Origin of the sequence: Streptomyces sp. NPDC093544 (genome assembly GCF_040683495.1) — a bacterium.
Taxonomy (GTDB): Bacteria; Actinomycetota; Actinomycetes; order Streptomycetales; family Streptomycetaceae; genus Streptomyces.
Map to the genome: position 1 here is coordinate 243,912 of NZ_JBFBEA010000005.1, position 19,337 is coordinate 263,248.

A 19,337-nucleotide genomic window follows, 5' to 3' on the forward strand; every position below is an offset into this window, starting at 1 on the left:
CGGTGACAGCCTCCTCGTACGTCACTCGGTGGCGATGGCGCGCAACACGTCCAGGCGTGCCGCCCGACGCGCCGGACGCAGGCCCGCGAGGGCTCCTGCGGCGAGGCCGACCAGGACGACCACGGCGAGTTGCACGGGCGGTATCGCGAAGGCGAAGGCGCTGTCGCTCACACCGTCCGAGGCCTTGACGAGCACCCAGCCGAGGAAGCCGCCGAGGGCGAGTCCGCCCGCCGTACCGAAGGCGGCGACCAGGACCGACTCCCAGCGGACCATGGCGCGCAGCTGCGCCCGGGTCTGTCCGACAGCCCGCAGCAGCCCGAGTTCGCGGGTGCGCTCGTGGATCGCGAGTGTCAGCGTGTTGGCGATGCCGAGCAGTGCGATGAGCACCGCGAGGGCGAGCAGGGCGTAGACCAGGGTCAGCATCATGTCGATGCCGCCGGCCGAGGACTGCGCGTACTCGTCGCGGGTCTGCACCTCGGGATTGCCGTACTGGTCCGCGACCTTCTTTACTGCGGCCTTGCCGTCGGCCGTGCTCACGCCGTCCTTGAAGGAGACGGCGACGAGTGTGTCGGCGTCCTGGGTGCGGTGCGGGTTCCAGGCGGCGCGGGTGATGACGTATTCGCCCGCGAGTTCCGACTGTCCGTAGACCGCGCGGACGGTGAACGTCTCCTTCTCGCCGTCGGTGAAGGCGAGTCGGGTGGTGTCGCCGACCTTGAGGTGCTGCTTGTCGGCCTCGTTCTTGGTGATCGCGATGCCGTCGGTGCTCAGGTCGCCGAGCGAGCCGCGTACGTCACCGAGGTCGAAGACCTTGCCGAGAGCGACCGGGTCGGTGACGGTCAACGCCCGCCCCTTGCCGTTGACTTCGGCGACCCCGCGGCCCAGGCCGACGGCGTTCTCGACGGTGGGCTGCTCGGCGATCGCGGGTGCCAGCTTCGGGCTCAGACCACTGCCGCCCGCCCCGAACGACGGGGTGCTGACGGCGACATCACCCGCGAAGGACCGGGAGACCGTCTGGTCCATGGTGGCCTTGAGGGAGGCGCCGAAGACCGTGAACAGTGAGACGACGGCGACGCCGATCATCAGGGCGCTCGCGGTGGCGGCGGTCCGCTTCGGGCTGCGCAGGGCGTTGCGCCGGGCGAGGCCGCCCGTGACACCGCGCAGCCTGTCGAGAGGCATGCCGAGGACCCGTACTGCTGTCGAGGACGCGACGGGGCCCAGGACCACGAAGGCGGCAAGGGCCAGGACGGCGCCCAGGCCCGCGAGCCACAGGGACGGACTCGCCAGTACGCCGAACAGCGTGATGCCGATCGCGAGCGCGGCCAGACCGCCGCCGGCCACGGCGCGGGTGCGGGATGCCCCGGACTGGTCTACGGCCGTCTCGCGCAGCGCGGCCAGCGGTGCGGTGCGTCCGGCGCGTACGGCGGGCAGCAGCGCGGAGCCGAGGCAGACGATGACGCCGACCGCGAGCGGCAGCGCCATGGACAGTCCGCCGATCACCAAGTCGCCCTCGGGGAAGGGGAATCCGATGGCCGGGAACAGCGCTTGCAGTCCGGCCGCGATACCGATACCGGCGACGAGACCCGCGACCGAGGCGGTCACGGCCACGGCGGTCGCCTCGATGAGCGTCGAGACGGTCACCTGTCGGCGTGAGGCGCCGAGGGCGCGCAACAGGGCGTTCTCGCGCGTCCGTTGGGCGACGACGATCGCGAAGGTGTTGTGGATGGAGAAGGTCGCGACGAGGAGCGCGATGCCGGAGAACACCAGGAGGAAGGTGGTGAAGATGCTCAGGAACTGGCTGGAGATCATGTCGGTGTTCTCCTGGGCCGACTCCTGGCCGGTGATCGCCTCAACTCCCTTCGGCAGTACGGGCGTCAGAGCGGAGACGAGTTCCCCCTGGCTCACCCCGGGGCCGGCCCGCACGCGGATGCTCGCGGCCTCGCCGGGCTTGGCGGTGAGGTACTTCTCGGCGTCGGCCTGGGTCATGCCGGTGAAGGTGACCTGGGCCATGCCGTCCTCGCCGCCGAAGGTCGCGAGGCCCACGATCGTCACCTTGACGGGATCGGGCGTGCGCAGCGTGGTCGTGTCGCCGATCTTCAGGTCGCCCTTGTCGGCGGCGCCCCGGTTGACGACGACCTCGCCGGACTCCGACGGAGCGCGGCCTTCGGCGAGTTGGTAGGCGTTGAGCTCCGGGTCGTCGATCCAGTTGCCCGCGAGGGTGGGCGGTCCCTGGCCGCCGATGGGCTTGCCGTTGGCGCCGACGAGCTGGCCCGCGCCCTGGATGTCGGGCACGGCGGCCGCCACCCCTGGGGTCTTCTCGATCGTCGACGCCAGGTCGGTGTCGACGGGCTGCCGTACGCCTTCGCTCTCACCGGGCGTGGTGATGGTGTCGGCGCTGCGGACGACGGCGTCGGTGCCGCTGCTCGCGTTGCCGAACATCGTGTCGAAGCTGGCGCGCAGGGTGTCGCCCATGACGAGTGTTCCGGCCAGGAAGGCGACACCGAGGACCACCGCGAGGAACGTACCGGCGAAGCGTCGCTTGTGAGCGCGCAGGGAAGAGACGCTGATACGCAGGGAGGCGTTCATGACGGCGCCCCTTTTGCATCGAAGGCCTTCAGGCGGTCAAGGACCCTGTCCGCCGTCGGGGATTCCATCCGGTCCACCAGGCGGCCGTCGGCGAGGAAGACGACCTCGTCGGCGTGCGCGGCGGCGACCGGGTCGTGCGTGACCATGACGACCGTCCGGTCCATCTCGCGCACCGCCCGGCCGAGGAGGCCGAGCACCTCCTCACCGGAGCGCGAGTCGAGGTTTCCGGTCGGTTCGTCGGCGAAGACGACATCGGGCTGTCCGGCGAACGCCCTTGCCACGGCGACACGTTGCTGCTGTCCGCCGGAGAGCTCGCTGGGGCGGTGGTGGAGCCGGTCGCGCAGGCCGACCACGTCGACGAGCGCGTCGATCCAGTCACGCGAACCCTTCGCCCCCGCGAGATCCAGGGGCAGGGTGATGTTCTCCGCGACGGTCAGCGTCGGGACCAGGTTGAACGCCTGGAAGACGAAGCCGACGCGGTCACGGCGCAGCAGGGTGAGACGACGGTCGTCGAGCGTGCTCAGCTCGGTGTCGCCGATGAAGGCCGCACCGGAGGTGAGGGTGTCCAGGCCGGCCGCGCAATGCATCAGGGTGGACTTGCCGGAGCCCGAGGGCCCCATGATCGCGGTGAAGCGCCCAGCCGGAAAGCCGACGCTCACCCCGTCCAGGGCCCGCACAGCGGTGTCTCCGCTGCCGTACACCTTGACGGCGTCGGTGACACGGGCCGCCGTCCGGGTGACCGTCACGGTGGTCATGCCGCACCGCCCTTGCCCGTGGGCCCGAACTGCTCGTCCAGGACGGAGAGCCGCCGCCAGTACTCGTCCTCGTCGATCTCGCCGGAGGCGAAGCGGCGGCCGAGCACCGCGATCGGCGCGTCTCCCGTCGGACGGGGGTCGGCCATCGCGCGCCACGGGCCGCGACGGCCGCGCCAGACGGTGCGGCGCAGGACGGTCACGACGCCGATCACGACGACCGCCCAGATGATCGGGAAGAAAAGGATCCACGGCCCGGGGCCGCCGTCCCAGTTCGCCAGGGTCTGCATCTCAAGTCATCTCCTCGTTCGGGATGTCTGTGGAATCTGTTCCGATGCCTTGAGACTCGCTCCGAAAAGGGGTCCGAGTCGTCGTACGGCCAGCGGCAGTGTGCGTACCTCCGCGGGAGTACGAACGCTCCCCTCGGCTGCTTCCCCAGCCCGTCGACTTCTGTACCTACTAGTATGTACAGTGCGGTCATGAGCACTCCGGAGCGGCTGATCGAGTCCACACGCGAGCTGTTGTGGGAGCGCGGTTATGTGGGAACCAGCCCCAAGGCGATCCTGGAACGCGCGGGCGCGGGGCAGGGCAGCATGTACCACCACTTCAAAGGCGGCAAGCCCGATCTGGCCCTCGCCGCGATCCGCCGCACCGCCGAGGAACTGCGTGCTACCGCCGAGGGAGTACTGAGCGCGTCCGGATCCCCGTACGAGCGCATCGAGGCGTATCTCCGCCGTGAGCGTGACGTCCTGCGCGGCTGCCCCGTCGGGCGGCTGACGATGGACCCGGACGTGGTCGCGAGCGAGAAGCTGCGCGCGCCGGTCGACGAGACGATCGACTGGCTGCGTGAGCGGCTGGCCGGGATCGTCGAAGAAGGCAAAGAGCAGGGCCAGTTCGCCGCTTCGCTCGACGCGGAGGAGATCGCGGCGACGATCCTCGCGACCGTGCAGGGCGGCTATGTGCTGGCGCGTGCCTCCGGTTCACCGGCCGCGTTCGACACGGGAGTTCGCGGACTCCTGTCACTGCTCAGGCCGGTCGGCACCGCCAGTTCGACACCCCGCTGAGCCCCCAGGAGACCCACGATGCATGCCATGCAGTACGAGATCACCCTGCCCGCCGACTACGACATGGACATCATCCGCACCCGGGCGACGGGCAAGGGGCCGCTGCTCGACGACTTCCCCGGCCTCGGCCTGAAGGCGTATCTCATGCGTGAGCGCGGGGTCGACGGGTCGCCGGTCAACCAGTACGCGCCGTTCTATCTGTGGAACGCCCCGGAGGGCATGAACTCCTTCCTCTGGGGGCCGGGTTTCCAGGGGCTCGTCCACGACTTCGGGCGGCCGGAGGTGCGGCACTGGGCCTGCCTGGCGTACGAGGAGGGGGTCGCCGCGGGTTCCCCGGCCACGGTCGCCGTGCGGCGGCGACAGAGCGTGCCTGAGGGGGTGCGGCTCTCCGAGGTGATGGCGGAGGCGGTAGGGGAGGCCGAGCGGCTGGCCGCGCTGGACGGTGCGGTCTGCGCGGCCGCCGTCGTCGATCCGCGTCACTGGGAGGTCGTGCACTTCTCGCTCTGGGACCACGACTCGCCGAAGGCGCCGGGTGAGGTGTTCCAGGTGCTGTACGTCAACACGCCCGAGCGCGACCGACTCCCGCGTGGCCGGCAGTGGTGACCTGGGTCCGTACCGTCCTCGGGGACACCCTCCCCGAGGACTTGGGGGTGTGCGACGCCCACGACCACCTCTTCCTGAGCAGCCCCCGGCTCGCCGGACAGGAACTCAACGACGCCTCCGCCGCGCGGGCCGAGTTGACCGCGTTCCGCGAGGCGGGCGGCGCGAGCGTCGTGCAGTGGACGCCTTACGGCATGGGCCGACGCGCCGCCGACCTGCCGCTGATCGCCCGTGACACCGGCATCCAGGTGATCGCCGCGACCGGACTCCACCAAGCGGCGCACTACACAACCGAGTTGCTCACCGAGCTGCACGGCAGGCTGGCCGACGTCTTCGTCTCCGAGCTGACGACAGGCATCGGCACCTCCGGGGTCCGGGCCGGACTGATCAAGGTAGCGGGCGGCTTTCATGCCCTCGACGCGCATGCCCGCTGGACGATGACCGCCGCGGCCGAGGCGCACCACGCCACGGGTGCGCCGATCGGCGTCCACCTGGAGCTGGGCACCGGCGCGCTCGACGTACTCGACCTGCTGTCCGGCGAGTTGGGCGTACCACCGCACCGAGTGATCCTCGGCCACCTCAACCGCTCCCCGGACTTCGTGACCCAGCGTCAGGCAGCGCAGTCGGGCGCCTACCTCGCCTTCGACGGCCCCTCCCGCACCCACCACGCCACCGACTGGCAGATGCCCGACGCCGTACGCGCCCTCGCCGACGCCGGCTTCAGCGACCGCCTACTCCTCGGCGGCGACACCACGACCGCCGCGGCTCGCTCGGTCAACGGCGGTCCTGGGATGCCGTATCTGCTGCGCAGGGTGCGTCCGCGGCTCGAACTCACCCTTGGCAACGGGTTGGTGGAGCGCGTACTCACCGCGAACCCGGGGCGGGCCTTCGGTGTGGACTGGCGTTAGGCAACGGAGATGTCCAACGACGGCCGGAGTTTGACCGCCGCGGCGAGTGCCTCGTGCAGTGGGTGGGTGGTGCGGGCTGGATCAGCTCTGGGTCCATGAACGGATCAACGAGCAGGGCGCGTTCGGATCACTGCGCGTGCACCTCGTCCGCGGCTGCCGACATCGGCGACCCTCCGTTCCGGGCCATCGGGCGGGCATCGAGGCGACGTTCGGCGAGGATCACACTGTGCGGCTCAGTGTCGTCGGCGACCTCGTCGTAGATCTCCGCGACGACCTCCACGGCGGGGCGTACGTGACCGCGTATGCACGATCGTGCATACGACGGGCCGCTCGGCGGCGGCCGTTGACGGCGGAGCTGTGGAGCCTGACCAGGGACGCCTCCTGCCCGAGGCGCCTATTGAACTGATCGATCTAAAACCATGCTACGGTTCCCGCATGGCCCGCCCAAGGACGTTCGACGAGGACCGGGCCCTGGAGGCCGCGATGCGCACCTTCTGGGCGAACGGCTACGAGGGGACCTCGACCCAGGATCTGTGCGACGCCACAGGGCTGGGTCGCAGCAGCATCTACAACACCTTCAGCAGCAAGCACGATCTGTTCAAGAGGGCGCTGGCTCGCTATATCGACGTCATGACGACGGCCCAGATCGAGCTCCTGGAGGATGCGCAGCGCTCACCCCTGGAGCGCGTCCGGGCATATTTCGAGGTCGTCATCGACGGTGAGATCGAGAACCGACCCGGGGGGCGCAGCCTGGGCTGCCTCACGGTCAACACGACGGTGGAACTCGGCGGGCGCGACCCGGAGGCGGGCGCGATGCTCGAACGCGACCTGGCAAGGCGGATCGCGGCACTGCGGTCCACCATCCAGGAAGGGCAGCGCCGCGGCGAAATCGCCTCGACGCGGGACGCCGACGCGCTCGCCCGCTTCATCAACGCCCTGATCGGCGGCCTGCGGGTGTCGGCACAGGGAGGCGCCGACCGCGCCGTACTGGAGTCCATCGCGGCGACAGCGCTGGACGCGCTGACCACGCACTGATCCCACCGGGCCTCACCCCTTCTTCTTCCTTGCCGTCGTTTTGAACCAATCAATCCAAAACAGACCCAAGAAACAGAGGAGCACCCGAGCACATGCCTCGCGCCGTGTACGTCCTGGCACTCGGCATCTTCGCCATGGTGACAAGCGAGTTCGTCGTCGCCGGTCTGATGCCGCAACTGTCCGAGGGACTCGACGCCTCGATCCCACAGATCGGTTACCTCATTACGGCCTTCGCCGTGGCCATGGGGGTGGGCGGGCCGTTCCTGACCGTGGCGGTACTGAGATTCCCTCAGAAGAACGCGCTGCTCCTGCTGTTCGGGATCTTCCTAGCGGGAAACGTACTGGCGGCGACCGCGTCCTCGTACGGCGCGATGATGACGGCCCGTGTCGTCACGGGCGTAGCATCCCAGGCCTTCTTCGGCGTCGGCATCTCCCTCTGCGCCCAACTGACCCGTCCCGAGATACGGGGTCGGGCCATTGCCCTGGCCATGAACGGTCTGATGCTGGGCACCCTGCTGGGCCTGCCGCTGTCCACATTCATCGGTGAACGGCTGGGCTGGCGTGCCGCGTTCTGGGCCATTACCGCCCTGACGGTGCTCGCCGCGCTGTGCACCGTCGCCGGGGTGCCGCGCCTGGAGCGAGCCTCCGGCCACTCGGATCTGCGCCAGGAGCTCAAGGCCTTCCGCAGGCCCCAGCTGTGGCTTGCGCTGTCCACCAGCACGCTGGTCATCGGCGCCACATTCTCCGCGTTCAGCTACTTCAACCCGATCCTCACCGAGGTAACCGGCTTCGGTACCGGGACCGTGCCACTGCTGCTCATCGCGTACGGCGCCGCCACCGTGCTGGGCAATACGGTGGTCGGGCGACTCGCCGACCGATACACCCTCGGCGTAGTGCTCACAGGTCTCGTGCTCAACGCGGGCTTCCTGACCGGATTCGCTCTGCTTGCCCAACTACCCGTCCCCGCAGTGGTGTTCATGATGGGCATCGGACTGGTCGGCGTCACCATGAATCCGGCGATGGTGACCCGCGTACAGCGCGAGGGCAATGCGCGTCCCTTGGTCAACACGGTCCACTCGTCGTTCATCACGCTCGGCATCATCATCGCGACCTCGCTGGGCGGGCCGCTGATCGGTGCCTTCGGGCTGCGTGCGCCGTTGTGGCTCGGCGCGTGCCTGGCCCTGCTGGGGATCACGACGGTCCTGCCGGTCCTCGTCCGTCGTACCGAGCGGGCTCGCGTGGCCGAGTGCGCGGTGGAACCCGTCTAGATCTCAGACCTCGGCCAACGCCCCCAGCGGATCGTCCAGCACCGGCTGCCACGCCAACTCGGCTGCGCCTACGAGGCTGTTGTGGTCCAGGGTGCAGGCGAGGATGGGTACGCCGCCGCTCTGGCCCCAGAGGCTGCGATCGGCTACGACGGCGCGTAGGCGGTCGGGATCGGCGTCGAGGAGGGTGCGGTGGAGGCCGCCGAGGATGATGCGGTCCGGGTTGAGGATGTTGACCAGGCCGGCGAGGCCGAGGCCCAGGCGGTCGATCAGGGCCTCCGTGGCCAGGCGGATGGCCGGGTCGGAGTATTGGTGGCGGATCAGGTCGTTGGCCTGTTGGAGAAGTGACACCTCGGGGCCGGGGTCGAGGCCCGCGACGGTGAGGAAGGCCAGTGGGTCCGCCTCGACGTCGAGACAGCCGCGGCTGCCGCAGTGGCAGGGGCGGCCCTCGGGATTGACGGTGAGGTGGCCGACTTCGAGGGCGAGACCCGAACTGCCCGTGTGGAGACGGCCGTCGAGGACGAGGGCGCCGCCGACACCCCGGTGCCCGGTGGCCACGCACAGCAGGTCGCGGGCGCCGCGGCCCGCACCGTGGCGGTGCTCGGCGAGGGCGGCGAGGTTCACGTCGTTGGCGGCGAACGCGGGCCCCTGGATTCCGGCCGCGCGCACCTTCTCGGCGAAGATCTGGCGCACCGGGGAGCCCGCGGGCCAGGCCAGGTGCAGCGGGTTGAGGGCGAGCCCTTCGGGTTCGGCGACGGCGGACGGCACGGCGAGTCCGGCGCCCACGCAGCGCAGCCCCGTTTCGCGGAGCAGTTCGGCGCCGGCCTCGACGACGGAGCCGAGGACCTTCGCCGGATCGGCCTCGACCGTCTCGCAGCCGGGTGCTGTCGCGACGAGACGCCCGCCGAGACCGACCAGCGCGGCGCGGAATCCGTCGGCGTGCACCTGCGCGGCGAGCGCGACGGGACCGTCCTCGGCGACCTCCAGGCGGTGCGAGGGCCGGCCCTGTGAACCGGCTGCCGCTCCGGGCCGCGCGTCGACCCTGATCAGCCCCAGTGCCTCCAGCTCCGCCGCCACCGCGCCCGCGGTCGCCCGGGTGACGCCCAGCTCGGCGGTGAGTACGGCGCGCGTCGGCGCGCGTCCGGTGTGCACGAGTTCCAGCGCGGGACCGAGCGCCCCGCGCCCCCGGTCCAGCCGCGCCCGCGTGTTCCCTTCCCCCGCCGCCCGGGGGCCCACCTTGCCGTTCATGAGGGCGAGTCTCCCATGATCCGCTCGTACGGTGGCCTCTTCGCGTCTTCTAGAGGCCGCTCACCCGCAGCGTGATGTTCAGCCGTCCGGTCAGCCCCAGTTCGGGCGGCGCCGTGTCCGCGTACACGCGTGGCACCCCGTGATACGCGAGCCGGGACGCCCCGCCGAACACGAACAGGTCACCGCTGCGCAGTTCGACATCTGTGTACGGCCGTGTCCGCGTCCCCGTGTTCCCGAACCGGAAGACGCACGTGTCGCCCAGGCTCAGCGACACCACCGGCGCGTCCGACTTCTCGTCGCTGTCGCGGTGCATGCCCATGCGTGCGTCGGCGTCGTAGAAGTTGATCAGTGCGATGTCGTACGCGGCGGTCGCGGCCTCCGCGCCGAGTGCCTCCGTGACCGCGCGGCGGCCGAGGTCGTCCAGCCACCCGGGGAACGGTTTCACGGGGAGGCCGTCGCCGTCGACGACCGTGCGGGCGTACCCGTACGGATACCAGTGCCAGCCAAGGCAGACCTGCCGGGCGGTCATCGTGCCACCACCGGGGGTGCGGACCGTGCGCAGGCCGGAGGGTGGGCGGGCCCAGGCGCGGCACGCATCGAGGAGCTGCCGTTGACGGTCTGTATCCAGCCAGTCGGGCACGTGGACCGCGTCCGGAGCGATCTCCGTACGGTCCCGGGGGAACAACATCGACATAGCCTGTCCTCGCCCACCGCGCTGAGCTGCGGCTCCGTTAGCCTTGACCCACGATGACCGACTCTATGGCTACACCCTGGGGCGAGTACGCACTCGCCCGTTTTCCCGAGGACACCCGCGACCAGCTGCGCGCATGGGACGCCGCCGACACATATCTGCTGCGGCATCTCGCGGAGAGCGGGACCCCTCTGTCGGGGTCGGTCGTGGTGGTCGGTGACCGGTGGGGCGCGCTCGCCACGGCGCTCTCGGGGCACCGGCCGACGCAGATCACCGACTCGTTCCTCGCCCGCGAGGCGACGCGGGCGAACCTGGCGCGGGCCGGTGTCGAGGAGTCCGCGGTGCCTCTTCTCACTACGCAGGACACGCCTCCCGACCGTATCGACGTGCTGATCGTCCGGGTGCCGAAGAGCCTCGGGCTCCTGGAGGACCAGCTGCACCGGCTGGCGCCCGGCGTGCACGAGGGGACGGTCGTCGTCGGTACGGGGATGGTCAAGGAGATCCACACCTCGACGCTGCACCTCTTCGAGCGGATCCTCGGCCCGACCCGCACCTCGCTTGCCGAGAAGAAGGCCCGGCTCATCTTCTGCACGCCGTATCCGGCGATCGCCCGGAACTCCAACCCGTGGCCGTACAGCTACGAGCTCCCCGAGGGTGTCGGTACGGTCTCCGGCCGTACCGTCATCAACCACGCGGGCGTCTTCTGCGCCGACCGTCTCGACGTCGGCACCCGGTTCCTCCTCCAGCACATGCCGCGCAGCCGCGGTCCCGAGCGCATCGCGGACCTGGGATGCGGTAACGGGGTCGTCGGTACGGCGGCCGCACTGGCCAATCCCGAGGCCGAGGTGCTGTTCGTGGACGAGTCGTACCAGGCGGTGGCCTCCGCACGGGAGACGTTCGCGGCGAACGTCGAGGGCACGAAGGCGGAGTTCCGCGTCGGTGACGGGCTGACGGACTTCGCCGACGGCAGCGTCGATCTCGTACTCAACAATCCGCCGTTCCACTCGCACCAGGCGACGACGGACGCCACGGCCTGGCGGATGTTCACGGACGCGCGCCGCGCGCTGCGGCCGGGCGGCGAGCTGTGGGTGATCGGCAACCGCCACCTCGGGTATCACCTGAAGCTGCGCCGGCTGTTCGGCAACAGTGAACTCATGGCAAGCGACGCGAAGTTCGTGGTTCTCAGGGCGGTCAAGAAGTAGCTCCGCGCAGTGTGCGGGGCGATGCTCCCAGTTCTCTGCGGCAGGCCTTGTTGAAGGCCTGCAGGTCCGGGATGCCGACGGACGCGGCCACCGCCGGGATGGAGAGCGTCGAGGCGCGCAGCAGGTGGTGGGCGCGCTCCAGTCTGCGGCGGCGGATGTAGGCGACCACCGTGGTGCCCGTCCCGGAGCGGAAGAGCCGGGTGAGGTGGTTGTGGGAGATCCCCGCGGCGCGGGCTATCTCGGGGATGGTGAGCGGGCCGGCCAAGTGGGCCTCGATGTGGGCGATCGCCGCGCTCACCGCGGGGTGGGCGCCGGGGCTCGTGGTGGAGGCCGGGGTCAGGTGGGCGATGCGCCACAGCGCGGTCCAGACCTCGGCCCTGGTGTGTTCGGGGGTTGCGGGGGCCGCCGTCATCGCGTGGAGCAACAGACCGGAGATCATGGGGAGTTCGGGGCCGGCGTCCTGCATGACGGGGACGGTGCGCGGCGGGCCGGTCGGTGCGATCCGCAGGTGGGCGTAGAGGTGTTCGGAGCGGCCCTGGTAGCGGTAGCGGACCGTGGTGCCGGGCGGTACGAGGCTCACGCGGCCGGGGCGGATGACGTGGGCCGTGCCGTCGACGGTCAGCTCGGCCTCGTACTGGTAGAGGTGCAGCTGCCACAACTCGGGCAGCCGGAAGACGTCCGTGGGGCTCGCGACACCGTGCACACCGACGCCGATGTTGACGACGGCGGGCGGCTCGCCGAGGTGGATCAGCGTCTCGCGCATGGTGAGAAAATACCAGCGGTGGTGAGGAGGTCCCCGGCCCTCACGAGGGGGGACCCACGCCCTCACGAGGGAGAATCATGCCCTCGCCAGAGAGGTCCCACGCCCTCGCGAGCGCACCCTTCCTGCGTTGGAGCGCAACTTCCTGACGTCACCCGCGCAGCACCCCGATGAGCCGAGCCACCGCCCCCGTCATCGCCTCCCGCCCCACGCTGAGGTACTCGCGTGAGTCCACGGCGGCGGGGTGGGCGGCGAGGAACTCCCTTATGGCGCAGGTCATCGCGAGGTTCAGGGCCGTTCCGACGTTGACCTTGGCGATGCCGCCCGCGACGGCCTCCGCCAGCTGCTCGTCCAGGACGCCGGAGGAGCCGTGCAGGACGAGCGGTACGTCCAGTGCCGCGGTCAGGCGCTTGAGCAGGTCGTGGTCGAGGGCCGCGGTACGGCTGGTCATCGCGTGCGAGCTGCCGATCGCGACGGCCAGGCCGTCCACGCCGGAGTCGGCGACAAAAGTGCGGGCCTCGGCGGGGTCGGTACGGGCGCCGGGCGCGTGGGCGTCGAGCGGAGGCGCGCCGTTCTTACCGCCGACCTGACCCAACTCGGCCTCTATCCAGAGCCCTTGGGCGTGTGCCCAGTCGGCTGCGGCCCGGGTGGCGGCGAGATTCTCCTCGTACGGCAGCCGGGCGGCGTCGTACATCACGGAGCTGAACCCGGCACCGGCCGCCTGCCGCAGCAGGTCGTCGCTCTGGACATGGTCGAGGTGCAACGCGACGGGAACACGGGCGCGTTCGGCCGCGGCGGTCGCGGCGCGGGCCAGCGGGAGCAGCCGTCCGTAGCGGAACTTGACAGCGTTCTCGCTGACTTGAAGGACGACCGGCGCGTCCACGGACTCGGCGCCCACGATGACGGCCTCGACATGCTCCAGGGTGATGACGTTGAACGCGGCGACCGCGGTCCGTGCCTCGGCGGCCGCGAGTACCAGTACACCGGTTGCTACGAGTGGCACAACTCCTCCTTCTCAGCGGGTGGTTGAGCCGACTCAGCCCGACGTCCGGGCGAGGATCACCGAGCGGGTGAGGTGGCGCGGCTGGTCCGGGTTCAGCCCGCGGGCCGCGGCTACCGCGACCGCCAGCCGCTGGACGCGGACGAGTTCGGCGAGCGGGTCGAGTTCGCCTGCCACCCACAAACCGCCGGTGGCCCGCACCTGTTCGGGCAGACCTTCGGGTGCTTCGCCGAGCATCCAGGTGGCGGTCCCGTGGGTGGTGACGCTGATGGGGCCGTGCCGGTACTCCATCGCCGGGTAGGCCTCGGTCCAGGCCAGTGCGGCCTCGCGCATCTTGAGCCCGGCCTCGTTGGCGAGCCCGACCGTCCAGCCTCGGCCGAGAAAGGTGAACTGCGCGCAGCCGACAAGCCCTTCGGGCAGCGGGTCCCTGAGGGCGGTACGGGCGTCGGCGACGACGGCATCCGTGTGGAGACCGAGGTGGGCGCGGAGCAGGGTGAGCGCGGTCGTCGCGAACCGGGTCTGCACGACGGACCGTTCGTCCGCGAAGCCGAGCACCACGACGTCGTCGGCGGAGTCCACGACGGGCGTGTGCGGGTCGGCCGTGATCGCTGTCGTCCGCGTACGGCCCTTCAGGTTCCCGAGGAGTTCGAGCACCTCGGTGGTGGTGCCGGACCGGGTGAGGGCGACCACTCGGTCGTACGAGCGGTCGCCCGGGAACTCTGACGCGGCGAAGGCGTCCGTCTCGCCCTGGCCCGACCGTTCGCGCAGCGCGGCGACGGCCTGCGCCATGAAGAACGAGGTACCGCACCCCACGATCGCGACCCGCTCCCCCGCCGTGGGCAGTGCGGCAGCGTGCGCCGCGGCCTGCTCGGCGGCACGGGTCCAGCACTCGGGCTGACTGTTGAGTTCGTTCTCGACATGGGTCATGCCACACCTTCCCGGCGATGCTTGTTTGTGCAAGATATAGCGAGTTTTCGAGCAGGAACAAGCATTCCGACGCGAGAAGGGTGCGCTAGGGTCGCGGAAGATCGAGGAAGATGGAGGAGGATCGAGGAACGGAGTGTGCGGATGTCGCGCGACGCCCGCTGGAAGACACTGCTGGAACTGCTCGTGGAGCGGGGCCGGCTGGAGGTCGAGGAGGCCGCGACCGAGCTGGCGGTGTCGGCCGCGACGATCCGGCGCGACTTCGACCAGCTCGCCGAGCAGCAGATGCTCGTCCGCACCCGCGGCGGCGCGGTCGTGCACGGGGTCTCGTACGAACTGCCGTTGCGCTACAAGACCGCCCGCCACGCCTCTGAGAAACAGCGCATCGCGAAGGCGGTGGCCGGCCTCGTCACGCTCGGCGAGGCAGTGGGTCTGACCGGTGGCACGACCACCACCGAGGTGGCGCGCGCTCTCGCGGTGCGCCCCGATCTCGCGTCCGGTTCACCCGCGCTGACGGTGGTCACGAACGCGCTCAACATCGCCAACGAGCTTGCCGTACGCCCCCAGTTCAAGATCGTGGTGACCGGCGGGGTCGCGCGCCCTCAGTCGTACGAGCTGATCGGCCCCCTCGCCGACGGTGTGCTCAGCCAGATCACCATCGACGTGGCCGTGCTCGGCGTGGTCGCCTTCGACGTCACGCACGGCGCGGCCGCCCACGACGAGGCGGAGGCCGCGATCAACCGGCTGCTCTGCGAGCGGGCCGAGCGTGTGATCGTCGCCGCCGACTCCAGCAAGCTGGGCCGGCGCGCCTTCGCCAGGATCTGCTCGGCCGAGTCGGTGGACACGCTGGTGACGGACAGGGCGGTGAGCGAGGAGGTGGTGCGGGGGTTCGAGGAGGTAGGCGTCGGGGTCGTCGCCGTCTGACCGCCGTGACCGGCTGTCGGTGGATTGCGCCTGACCGCTGTAGCCCGCCGGCCGTGACTGGCGTCCGCTCCCCCGCCCGCAATCCGCTGTCGCGGTGGCTTGCGCCTGACCGCCGCAACCCACTGCCAGTGGCCTGCGTCAGACCGCCGTAACCCGCTGCCGGTGGCTTGGTGATCGGCTCGCGGTGGGAGGCGTACGTCGAGACACTGCTGTCGGAGGTGCCGGGCTGTGCCGCCGGACACCTGAGGGTCCCAACCAACCGAAGGAGACCGGACGATGAGTGCATACCCCACCGCACAATCGGTACGGACCACGCCGGAGGGCCTCCTGTGGGAGCCCGGCGAACGCTGGGTGCGCGGCCGCAAGGGCGACGTCACGGTCGTCGACAGCCGGCGCCCCGTCCTCGTGTGGGAGCCCGCGCTGCCCGTCCCGATGTACGCCTTCCCCCGCGCGGAGGTTCGCGAGGACCTGCTCCGCCCGGCGAAGAACCCCCGGACGGGCACGCACACGGGGTCGCGGATCTTCTACGACCTCGAAGTCGACGGAGAGGTCGTGGAGAACGCGGCCTGGACGTTTCCCGCCGACGAGCTGGCCGGCCACATCGCCTTCGAGTGGTTCCGGCGCAGTGGCCGGGGGCTCGACCACTGGTACGAGGAGGAGGAAGAGATCTTCATCCATCCCCGGGATCCGCACAAGCGGGTGGACGCCCTGCCGAGCAGCCGCCATGTCCAGGTCGAGATCGAAGGCACGGTCGTCGCCGACACCCGGCGCCCGGTGCTGCTTTTCGAGACCGGCCTTCCGGTGCGGTACTACGTGCCGCGGGAGGACGTCCGCCTCGATCTCCTCGTCCCCACCGATCACAGCACCGGGTGCCCGTACAAGGGAACGGCCGAGTACTGGTCGTGGCGGGGCGACGCCGACGTGCCCGCGAACCTCGTCTGGAGCTACCCGGACCCGCTGCCCGCGGTGGCCACCGTCACAGGGCTCCTCGCTTTCTACAACGAGGCGGTGGAGATTACCGTGGACGGAGAGCGCGTGGAGCGCCCCGTCACTCCGTTCAGCAAAACGTTGTCGACGAGCTGACCGCCGGTCACCCAACCGGCTGGTTCCACACACGTCGAGCCGCGCCCGGACGGAGATGTCGCGTGCCATACCTGGTGCCGCCGCTGGCAACACTGCCGCCGTTCACCGCGCGCGGGCACGCACCGGACATGCGCTGCTGCCTCTCCGCCCCCCTCGCGTCCCTGGCCGCACTGGCCGCCCTCCCCGCCCCGTACGAAGTCCTGCGGTCCGGCGCCCTCCTCGCCCCCGCCCTGCTGCGGGCCGCCCTGCACGGCCCGGCACACCAGAGCCGGCTCCATCCCCCCGACATCCTTGCCGCCGTTCACCTGGAACTGGTCACCCTGACCGAGGACAGCGCCGTCATCACCTGGCACACCGGAATACCGGGCACCGACGACGGAACGGGCCACATGCTCCCCGCGGTCACGGAGGGCGAGGTCGTCTACGGCACTCACCCCACCCGGCTGAACCGCAGCGCGTCGGAGACCCGGCCCACCGCGCACCACCATGTGGAGCTCACGGGCCTGGAGCCGGGACAGACGTACTACTACCAGGCCCGCTCACGGGGCGTGACCGCCACTCCCACCTCGCTGCACCTCATCCGCGGCAACGCCGTCGGCACCAACCGCTACGGACTGGGAACGCGCGGAGGCCCGTACTCCTTCACCACCCCGCAGCCCCCGCCCGGGCAGCACCTGCTGACGATCGCCCTCTGCAACGACCTGCACGTCGGGGAGACCACCTCCGGTCTGGTCGGCGGCGTGCCCCTGATGCGCGGAGTGTCGCAGGAGGCGGGGCTCGCGCCGTATCCGGAGATCATGACCCGGGCGGTTGTGGAGGAGGCCCGACGGCGGGGTGCCGACGTGCTGCTGGCCGCCGGGGACATCTCGGCGGGCGGCGGGACGCGGGACCTGGCCGAGGCCAAGCGGATCCTGGACGGGTTCGGCGCCCACGGGCGGGACTATTTCGTCGTACGGGGGAATCATGACCGTCCCCGGCACGGCCACGCGGACTCGGACGCCTTCCGGACGGGGTTCCTCGGCGGCGAAGCACCCTCGTACTTCACCCACGACCTCGGCGGACTGCGGATCGTCGGGCTCGACACGTACATGAAGGACGGCAACGGCGCCGACGCCGGCGGGCTCGGTGCGGAGCAACTGTCCTGGTTCCGGGACCGGTTGAAGGAAGACGCGGATCAGCCCACCGTGGTGTTCGGCCACCATCCGCTGACCGTACGGGATTCCGTCTTCCCCGTGACCAGGGGGCAGCAGCTCGGCCGCCGCCAGGCGCGGGCCATCCTCGACGCCTATGCCGATGCCCCCGGCGTCTTCCTCCACCACGCGGGCCACACCCACCGCAACAAGCGGACCGTGCTACCGCAGGCTCCGCACGTCACGTTGCAGGAGGTCAGCGCCGTCAAGGACTATCCCGGCGGTTTCTGTCTGCTGCGGATCCACTCCGGCGGATTCGCCCTCAACCACTACAAGTCCAGCAGTGCGGCGGCCCGCGAGTGGGGCGAGCGCAGTCGCCGGGTGGCGGCGGGGTTGTGGCCGCACCATGCGCTGGGCCGCTCGGTCGCCGACCGCAACAGTGTCACCGCCCACGACCTGTCCGGTGTCACCCGCCCGGCACCCCGAACGGCCTTCCAGGACACGCCTGGTGAGCCTGTGGCCGGCTGAGCAGTTCCTCGCCGGGTCCTTCGCCGACACCAGGTCCTTCGCCGGGTGCGGGACGCCGCGTGGGCGGCGTCCCCGTTCTCCTCGGCCGACGGTCTCAGCCGAACACCTTGACCGCCTGGTAGTAGGTCCACGCCGTACCGTCGCAGGACGTCTTGGTCGCGCCGCTGTAGTTGAGGCAGACGCGCTTGAGGTCTTCGTAGAAGGCGCTGTCGAGGCGCGACTTGTTGGTGTCGAAGGTGCCTGCGGCCTTGTAGTTGCGGTAGCCGAAGTCGTGGCGGGCGCAGGACGTGGAGAAGGGGAAGCCGAACGGGTTGTCCGGCGAGGAGGAGCAGTAGTCGGTGGACCAGTCGAACGCGTACGCGGACCACGCGGCCTGGTTCGCGCGGGCGGCGGTCCAGGTGTTGTAGCTCGACGCGCTGGTCTGGGTCCAGTTCGACAGGACCTGGGTCTTGTCGGCGGGAACTGCGTCGGCCGCTGTGGCGGTGCCGACGACGGTGATCAGGGCCAGAGTTGAGGCGGCAAGGCCGGCGGCGAGTCTGCGGTGCATCCCACACCTCCATGAGGCTGCGACCCGTCCGTCGGACCGCAGGTTCATGACAAGAGGATCGCCATCATCGCCAGATCCTTACACCTCGGATTCCCTAATGACCGATTAACTCTCGGCTGTGCCAGGGGATCGGAAGGTGAACCCGATGGGGGTTCACGGGAGTTCATGGGGGTTCACGAGAGTTCACGGGGGAGGCGTGACGTCGGACGAAGAGCGGCTGGGTGCGGAGGAACAACCTCCGCACCCAGCCGTTCACACACCGCCGCTGCTGCTACTACGAAACGGTCGCCGGGCTGCCCGCGGCGGGCAGTGCCGGAAGCGCGGATGTCGCGCCGCCGAGTAGCCCGGTGACCAGGCCGAGCACCGGACCCAGCAGGCCCGTGACCGCGCCAAGGACCGCGCCCAGGTCGAGCGAGGTCAACGCCTTGACCAGGCTGTCGATCGCTGACTGGAGCTGGGCCACCAGATCGGAGACCGGGTCGGCGGCGGCCGACACGGACCGGTCGGCCGTGTTCGGCGTGCTCGACGTGCTCGACGTGCTCGACGTGACGCCCGTCCGCTCCTTCAGCCGCTGCTGAAGGGAGGCGTTCGCCGTCTCCACCGCGGTCGCGAGACCGGCCGCCTCGACCGCGTCGAGGGTGCCGGCCCCCCGCGCGGTCAGGGTGGACAGCACGTCCAGCAGCGGGTCGAGAAGGGCGTCGTGGTGGTTCACCCTGTCCAGTACGTCAAGTCGTTCCATTACCGCGTCCGCCTCGGCGGAGGACCATGCCGCGGCGGCACCGCCCGGAGCCGTCCGGGATACGTCGACAGCGGCAGCGGCGGTGCCGAGCGGACCGAAGACCAGAGCGGCGCAGACCAGGGGTGACAGGAGGAGTCCGCGGGAAACAAGGGCACGCATGCACAGTCCTTTCGAGAGCTGCAGTTCTTGGGGCCACCGTGAGAACCACCGCTCCTCCCCGCAACCGATCATGCATCCGCCATTCGGCCCCCGCGCTTCGCCGATACGGCGCTGACCAGCACCTTCCGCCCGCATGATGCGTCTGCTGATACCTCGACGGCGTTCGGCTGTCAGGGGACTGACGCATCGACAGGT

The 19,337-nt window shown here is 70.4% G+C and carries 20 protein-coding genes; 9 read left to right on the forward strand and 11 right to left on the reverse strand.

Annotated elements, in window-relative coordinates:
• Nucleotides 1-21: 21 nt before the first annotated feature.
• From AB0N66_RS09325 to AB0N66_RS09335, 3 genes are read right to left on the reverse strand one after another with little or no spacing between them, the layout of a single operon-like run.
• Nucleotides 22-2,583 (reverse strand): FtsX-like permease family protein, encoded by a 2,562-nt coding sequence (locus AB0N66_RS09325; protein WP_365430660.1) that lies wholly within the window; start codon nucleotides 2,581-2,583, stop codon nucleotides 22-24.
• The gene (locus tag AB0N66_RS09330) at nucleotides 2,580-3,338 is read right to left on the reverse strand and encodes an ABC transporter ATP-binding protein (RefSeq protein ID WP_365430662.1); all 759 of its coding nucleotides are present in this window, start codon (nucleotides 3,336-3,338) and stop codon (nucleotides 2,580-2,582) included. The genes AB0N66_RS09325 and AB0N66_RS09330 overlap by 4 nt, the downstream gene beginning before the upstream one ends.
• A complete protein-coding gene (locus AB0N66_RS09335; protein ID WP_365430664.1) occupies nucleotides 3,335-3,625 on the reverse strand; it encodes an SHOCT domain-containing protein in 291 nt (96 codons plus the stop codon). The genes AB0N66_RS09330 and AB0N66_RS09335 overlap by 4 nt, the downstream gene beginning before the upstream one ends.
• Nucleotides 3,626-3,814: 189 nt before the next feature.
• Here AB0N66_RS09335 and AB0N66_RS09340 point away from each other — a divergent pair, with 189 nt between their 5' ends.
• Genes AB0N66_RS09340 through AB0N66_RS09350 form a run of 3 tightly spaced genes read left to right on the forward strand, consistent with a single transcriptional unit; the run spans nucleotide 3,815 to nucleotide 5,907 of the window.
• On the forward strand, nucleotides 3,815-4,399 hold the full coding sequence (locus tag AB0N66_RS09340; RefSeq protein WP_365430666.1) for a TetR/AcrR family transcriptional regulator: 585 nt from the start codon (nucleotides 3,815-3,817) through the stop codon (nucleotides 4,397-4,399).
• 18 nt (nucleotides 4,400-4,417) lie between these two features.
• Nucleotides 4,418-5,002 (forward strand): DUF4865 family protein, encoded by a 585-nt coding sequence (locus AB0N66_RS09345; RefSeq protein ID WP_365430668.1) that lies wholly within the window; start codon nucleotides 4,418-4,420, stop codon nucleotides 5,000-5,002.
• Entirely contained in the window at nucleotides 4,999-5,907 is a 909-nt protein-coding gene (locus AB0N66_RS09350) for a phosphotriesterase (protein ID WP_365430670.1), read from the forward strand. The genes AB0N66_RS09345 and AB0N66_RS09350 overlap by 4 nt, the downstream gene beginning before the upstream one ends.
• 127 nt (nucleotides 5,908-6,034) lie before the next feature.
• Here the strand turns inward: AB0N66_RS09350 and AB0N66_RS09355 are convergent, their stop codons facing one another.
• Nucleotides 6,035-6,187 carry a hypothetical protein gene (locus tag AB0N66_RS09355; RefSeq protein WP_365430672.1) on the reverse strand — a complete coding sequence of 51 codons (153 nt, stop codon included), beginning with the start codon at nucleotides 6,185-6,187 and terminating at the stop codon, nucleotides 6,035-6,037.
• A 155-nt stretch (nucleotides 6,188-6,342) separates the two neighbouring features.
• Here AB0N66_RS09355 and AB0N66_RS09360 point away from each other — a divergent pair, with 155 nt between their 5' ends.
• Both AB0N66_RS09360 and AB0N66_RS09365 read left to right on the forward strand, forming a co-directional pair.
• Nucleotides 6,343-6,942 carry a TetR/AcrR family transcriptional regulator gene (locus tag AB0N66_RS09360; protein WP_365430674.1) on the forward strand — a complete coding sequence of 200 codons (600 nt, stop codon included), beginning with the start codon at nucleotides 6,343-6,345 and terminating at the stop codon, nucleotides 6,940-6,942.
• Nucleotides 6,943-7,034: 92 nt separating this feature from the next.
• Nucleotides 7,035-8,210, forward strand: a complete 1,176-nt coding sequence (locus tag AB0N66_RS09365) for an MFS transporter (RefSeq protein WP_365430676.1) — start codon at nucleotides 7,035-7,037, stop codon at nucleotides 8,208-8,210.
• Between the two features lie 3 nt (nucleotides 8,211-8,213).
• Here the strand turns inward: AB0N66_RS09365 and AB0N66_RS09370 are convergent, their stop codons facing one another.
• Entirely contained in the window at nucleotides 8,214-9,455 is a 1,242-nt protein-coding gene (locus tag AB0N66_RS09370; RefSeq protein WP_365430678.1) for an ROK family protein, read from the reverse strand.
• 49 nt (nucleotides 9,456-9,504) lie between these two features.
• Nucleotides 9,505-10,149 carry an alpha-ketoglutarate-dependent dioxygenase AlkB gene (locus AB0N66_RS09375; RefSeq protein WP_365430680.1) on the reverse strand — a complete coding sequence of 215 codons (645 nt, stop codon included), beginning with the start codon at nucleotides 10,147-10,149 and terminating at the stop codon, nucleotides 9,505-9,507.
• A 65-nt stretch (nucleotides 10,150-10,214) separates the two neighbouring features.
• On the opposite strand from AB0N66_RS09375, the gene AB0N66_RS09380 reads away from it, so the two are divergent.
• Nucleotides 10,215-11,348, forward strand: coding sequence for a methyltransferase (locus tag AB0N66_RS09380; protein WP_365430682.1), 1,134 nt, complete (start codon nucleotides 10,215-10,217; stop codon nucleotides 11,346-11,348).
• Here the strand turns inward: AB0N66_RS09380 and AB0N66_RS09385 are convergent.
• The 3 genes from AB0N66_RS09385 to AB0N66_RS09395 all read right to left on the reverse strand — a co-directional run bounded on the left by AB0N66_RS09385 (nucleotide 11,338) and on the right by AB0N66_RS09395 (nucleotide 14,035).
• Nucleotides 11,338-12,111 (reverse strand): AraC family transcriptional regulator, encoded by a 774-nt coding sequence (locus AB0N66_RS09385; protein ID WP_365430684.1) that lies wholly within the window; start codon nucleotides 12,109-12,111, stop codon nucleotides 11,338-11,340. The genes AB0N66_RS09380 and AB0N66_RS09385 overlap by 11 nt on opposite strands.
• A 148-nt stretch (nucleotides 12,112-12,259) precedes the next feature.
• Nucleotides 12,260-13,111 carry a class II fructose-bisphosphate aldolase gene (locus tag AB0N66_RS09390; RefSeq protein ID WP_365430686.1) on the reverse strand — a complete coding sequence of 284 codons (852 nt, stop codon included), beginning with the start codon at nucleotides 13,109-13,111 and terminating at the stop codon, nucleotides 12,260-12,262.
• Nucleotides 13,112-13,144: 33 nt separating this feature from the next.
• The gene (locus AB0N66_RS09395) at nucleotides 13,145-14,035 is read right to left on the reverse strand and encodes an SIS domain-containing protein (protein WP_365430688.1); all 891 of its coding nucleotides are present in this window, start codon (nucleotides 14,033-14,035) and stop codon (nucleotides 13,145-13,147) included.
• A 141-nt stretch (nucleotides 14,036-14,176) separates the two neighbouring features.
• On the opposite strand from AB0N66_RS09395, the gene AB0N66_RS09400 reads away from it, so the two are divergent.
• The 3 genes from AB0N66_RS09400 (at nucleotide 14,177) to AB0N66_RS09410 (ending at nucleotide 17,697) form a co-directional block, all read left to right on the forward strand.
• The gene (locus AB0N66_RS09400) at nucleotides 14,177-14,956 is read left to right on the forward strand and encodes a DeoR/GlpR family DNA-binding transcription regulator (protein WP_365430690.1); all 780 of its coding nucleotides are present in this window, start codon (nucleotides 14,177-14,179) and stop codon (nucleotides 14,954-14,956) included.
• Nucleotides 14,957-15,232: 276 nt separating this feature from the next.
• Nucleotides 15,233-16,039 carry a DUF427 domain-containing protein gene (locus AB0N66_RS09405; protein ID WP_365430691.1) on the forward strand — a complete coding sequence of 269 codons (807 nt, stop codon included), beginning with the start codon at nucleotides 15,233-15,235 and terminating at the stop codon, nucleotides 16,037-16,039.
• A gap of 128 nt (nucleotides 16,040-16,167) precedes the next feature.
• The gene (locus AB0N66_RS09410) at nucleotides 16,168-17,697 is read left to right on the forward strand and encodes a metallophosphoesterase family protein (RefSeq protein ID WP_365430927.1); all 1,530 of its coding nucleotides are present in this window, start codon (nucleotides 16,168-16,170) and stop codon (nucleotides 17,695-17,697) included.
• A 94-nt stretch (nucleotides 17,698-17,791) separates the two neighbouring features.
• Here AB0N66_RS09410 and AB0N66_RS09415 read toward each other — a convergent pair whose 3' ends face one another.
• Nucleotides 17,792-18,244: a phospholipase gene (locus tag AB0N66_RS09415; protein WP_365430693.1), complete on the reverse strand. Its 453-nt coding sequence runs from the start codon at nucleotides 18,242-18,244 to the stop codon at nucleotides 17,792-17,794.
• Between the two features lie 274 nt (nucleotides 18,245-18,518).
• Entirely contained in the window at nucleotides 18,519-19,142 is a 624-nt protein-coding gene (locus AB0N66_RS09420) for a hypothetical protein (protein WP_365430695.1), read from the reverse strand.
• Nucleotides 19,143-19,337: the final 195 nt, after the last annotated feature.

Coding starts and splice junctions, on each gene's coding strand:
- AB0N66_RS09325 (WP_365430660.1), bottom strand. CDS start 2,583: ATGAACGCCTCCCTGCGTATCAGCGTCTCTTCCCTGCGCGCTCACAAG.
- AB0N66_RS09395 (WP_365430688.1), bottom strand. CDS start 14,035: ATGACCCATGTCGAGAACGAACTCAACAGTCAGCCCGAGTGCTGGACC.
- AB0N66_RS09365 (WP_365430676.1), top strand. CDS start 7,035: ATGCCTCGCGCCGTGTACGTCCTGGCACTCGGCATCTTCGCCATGGTG.
- AB0N66_RS09385 (WP_365430684.1), bottom strand. CDS start 12,111: ATGCGCGAGACGCTGATCCACCTCGGCGAGCCGCCCGCCGTCGTCAAC.
- AB0N66_RS09345 (WP_365430668.1), top strand. CDS start 4,418: ATGCATGCCATGCAGTACGAGATCACCCTGCCCGCCGACTACGACATG.
- AB0N66_RS09405 (WP_365430691.1), top strand. CDS start 15,233: ATGAGTGCATACCCCACCGCACAATCGGTACGGACCACGCCGGAGGGC.
- AB0N66_RS09375 (WP_365430680.1), bottom strand. CDS start 10,149: ATGTCGATGTTGTTCCCCCGGGACCGTACGGAGATCGCTCCGGACGCG.
- AB0N66_RS09340 (WP_365430666.1), top strand. CDS start 3,815: ATGAGCACTCCGGAGCGGCTGATCGAGTCCACACGCGAGCTGTTGTGG.
- AB0N66_RS09335 (WP_365430664.1), bottom strand. CDS start 3,625: ATGCAGACCCTGGCGAACTGGGACGGCGGCCCCGGGCCGTGGATCCTT.
- AB0N66_RS09415 (WP_365430693.1), bottom strand. CDS start 18,244: ATGCACCGCAGACTCGCCGCCGGCCTTGCCGCCTCAACTCTGGCCCTG.
- AB0N66_RS09380 (WP_365430682.1), top strand. CDS start 10,215: ATGGCTACACCCTGGGGCGAGTACGCACTCGCCCGTTTTCCCGAGGAC.
- AB0N66_RS09370 (WP_365430678.1), bottom strand. CDS start 9,455: ATGAACGGCAAGGTGGGCCCCCGGGCGGCGGGGGAAGGGAACACGCGG.
- AB0N66_RS09410 (WP_365430927.1), top strand. CDS start 16,168: ATGCGCTGCTGCCTCTCCGCCCCCCTCGCGTCCCTGGCCGCACTGGCC.
- AB0N66_RS09330 (WP_365430662.1), bottom strand. CDS start 3,338: ATGACCACCGTGACGGTCACCCGGACGGCGGCCCGTGTCACCGACGCC.
- AB0N66_RS09400 (WP_365430690.1), top strand. CDS start 14,177: ATGTCGCGCGACGCCCGCTGGAAGACACTGCTGGAACTGCTCGTGGAG.
- AB0N66_RS09420 (WP_365430695.1), bottom strand. CDS start 19,142: ATGCGTGCCCTTGTTTCCCGCGGACTCCTCCTGTCACCCCTGGTCTGC.
- AB0N66_RS09360 (WP_365430674.1), top strand. CDS start 6,343: ATGGCCCGCCCAAGGACGTTCGACGAGGACCGGGCCCTGGAGGCCGCG.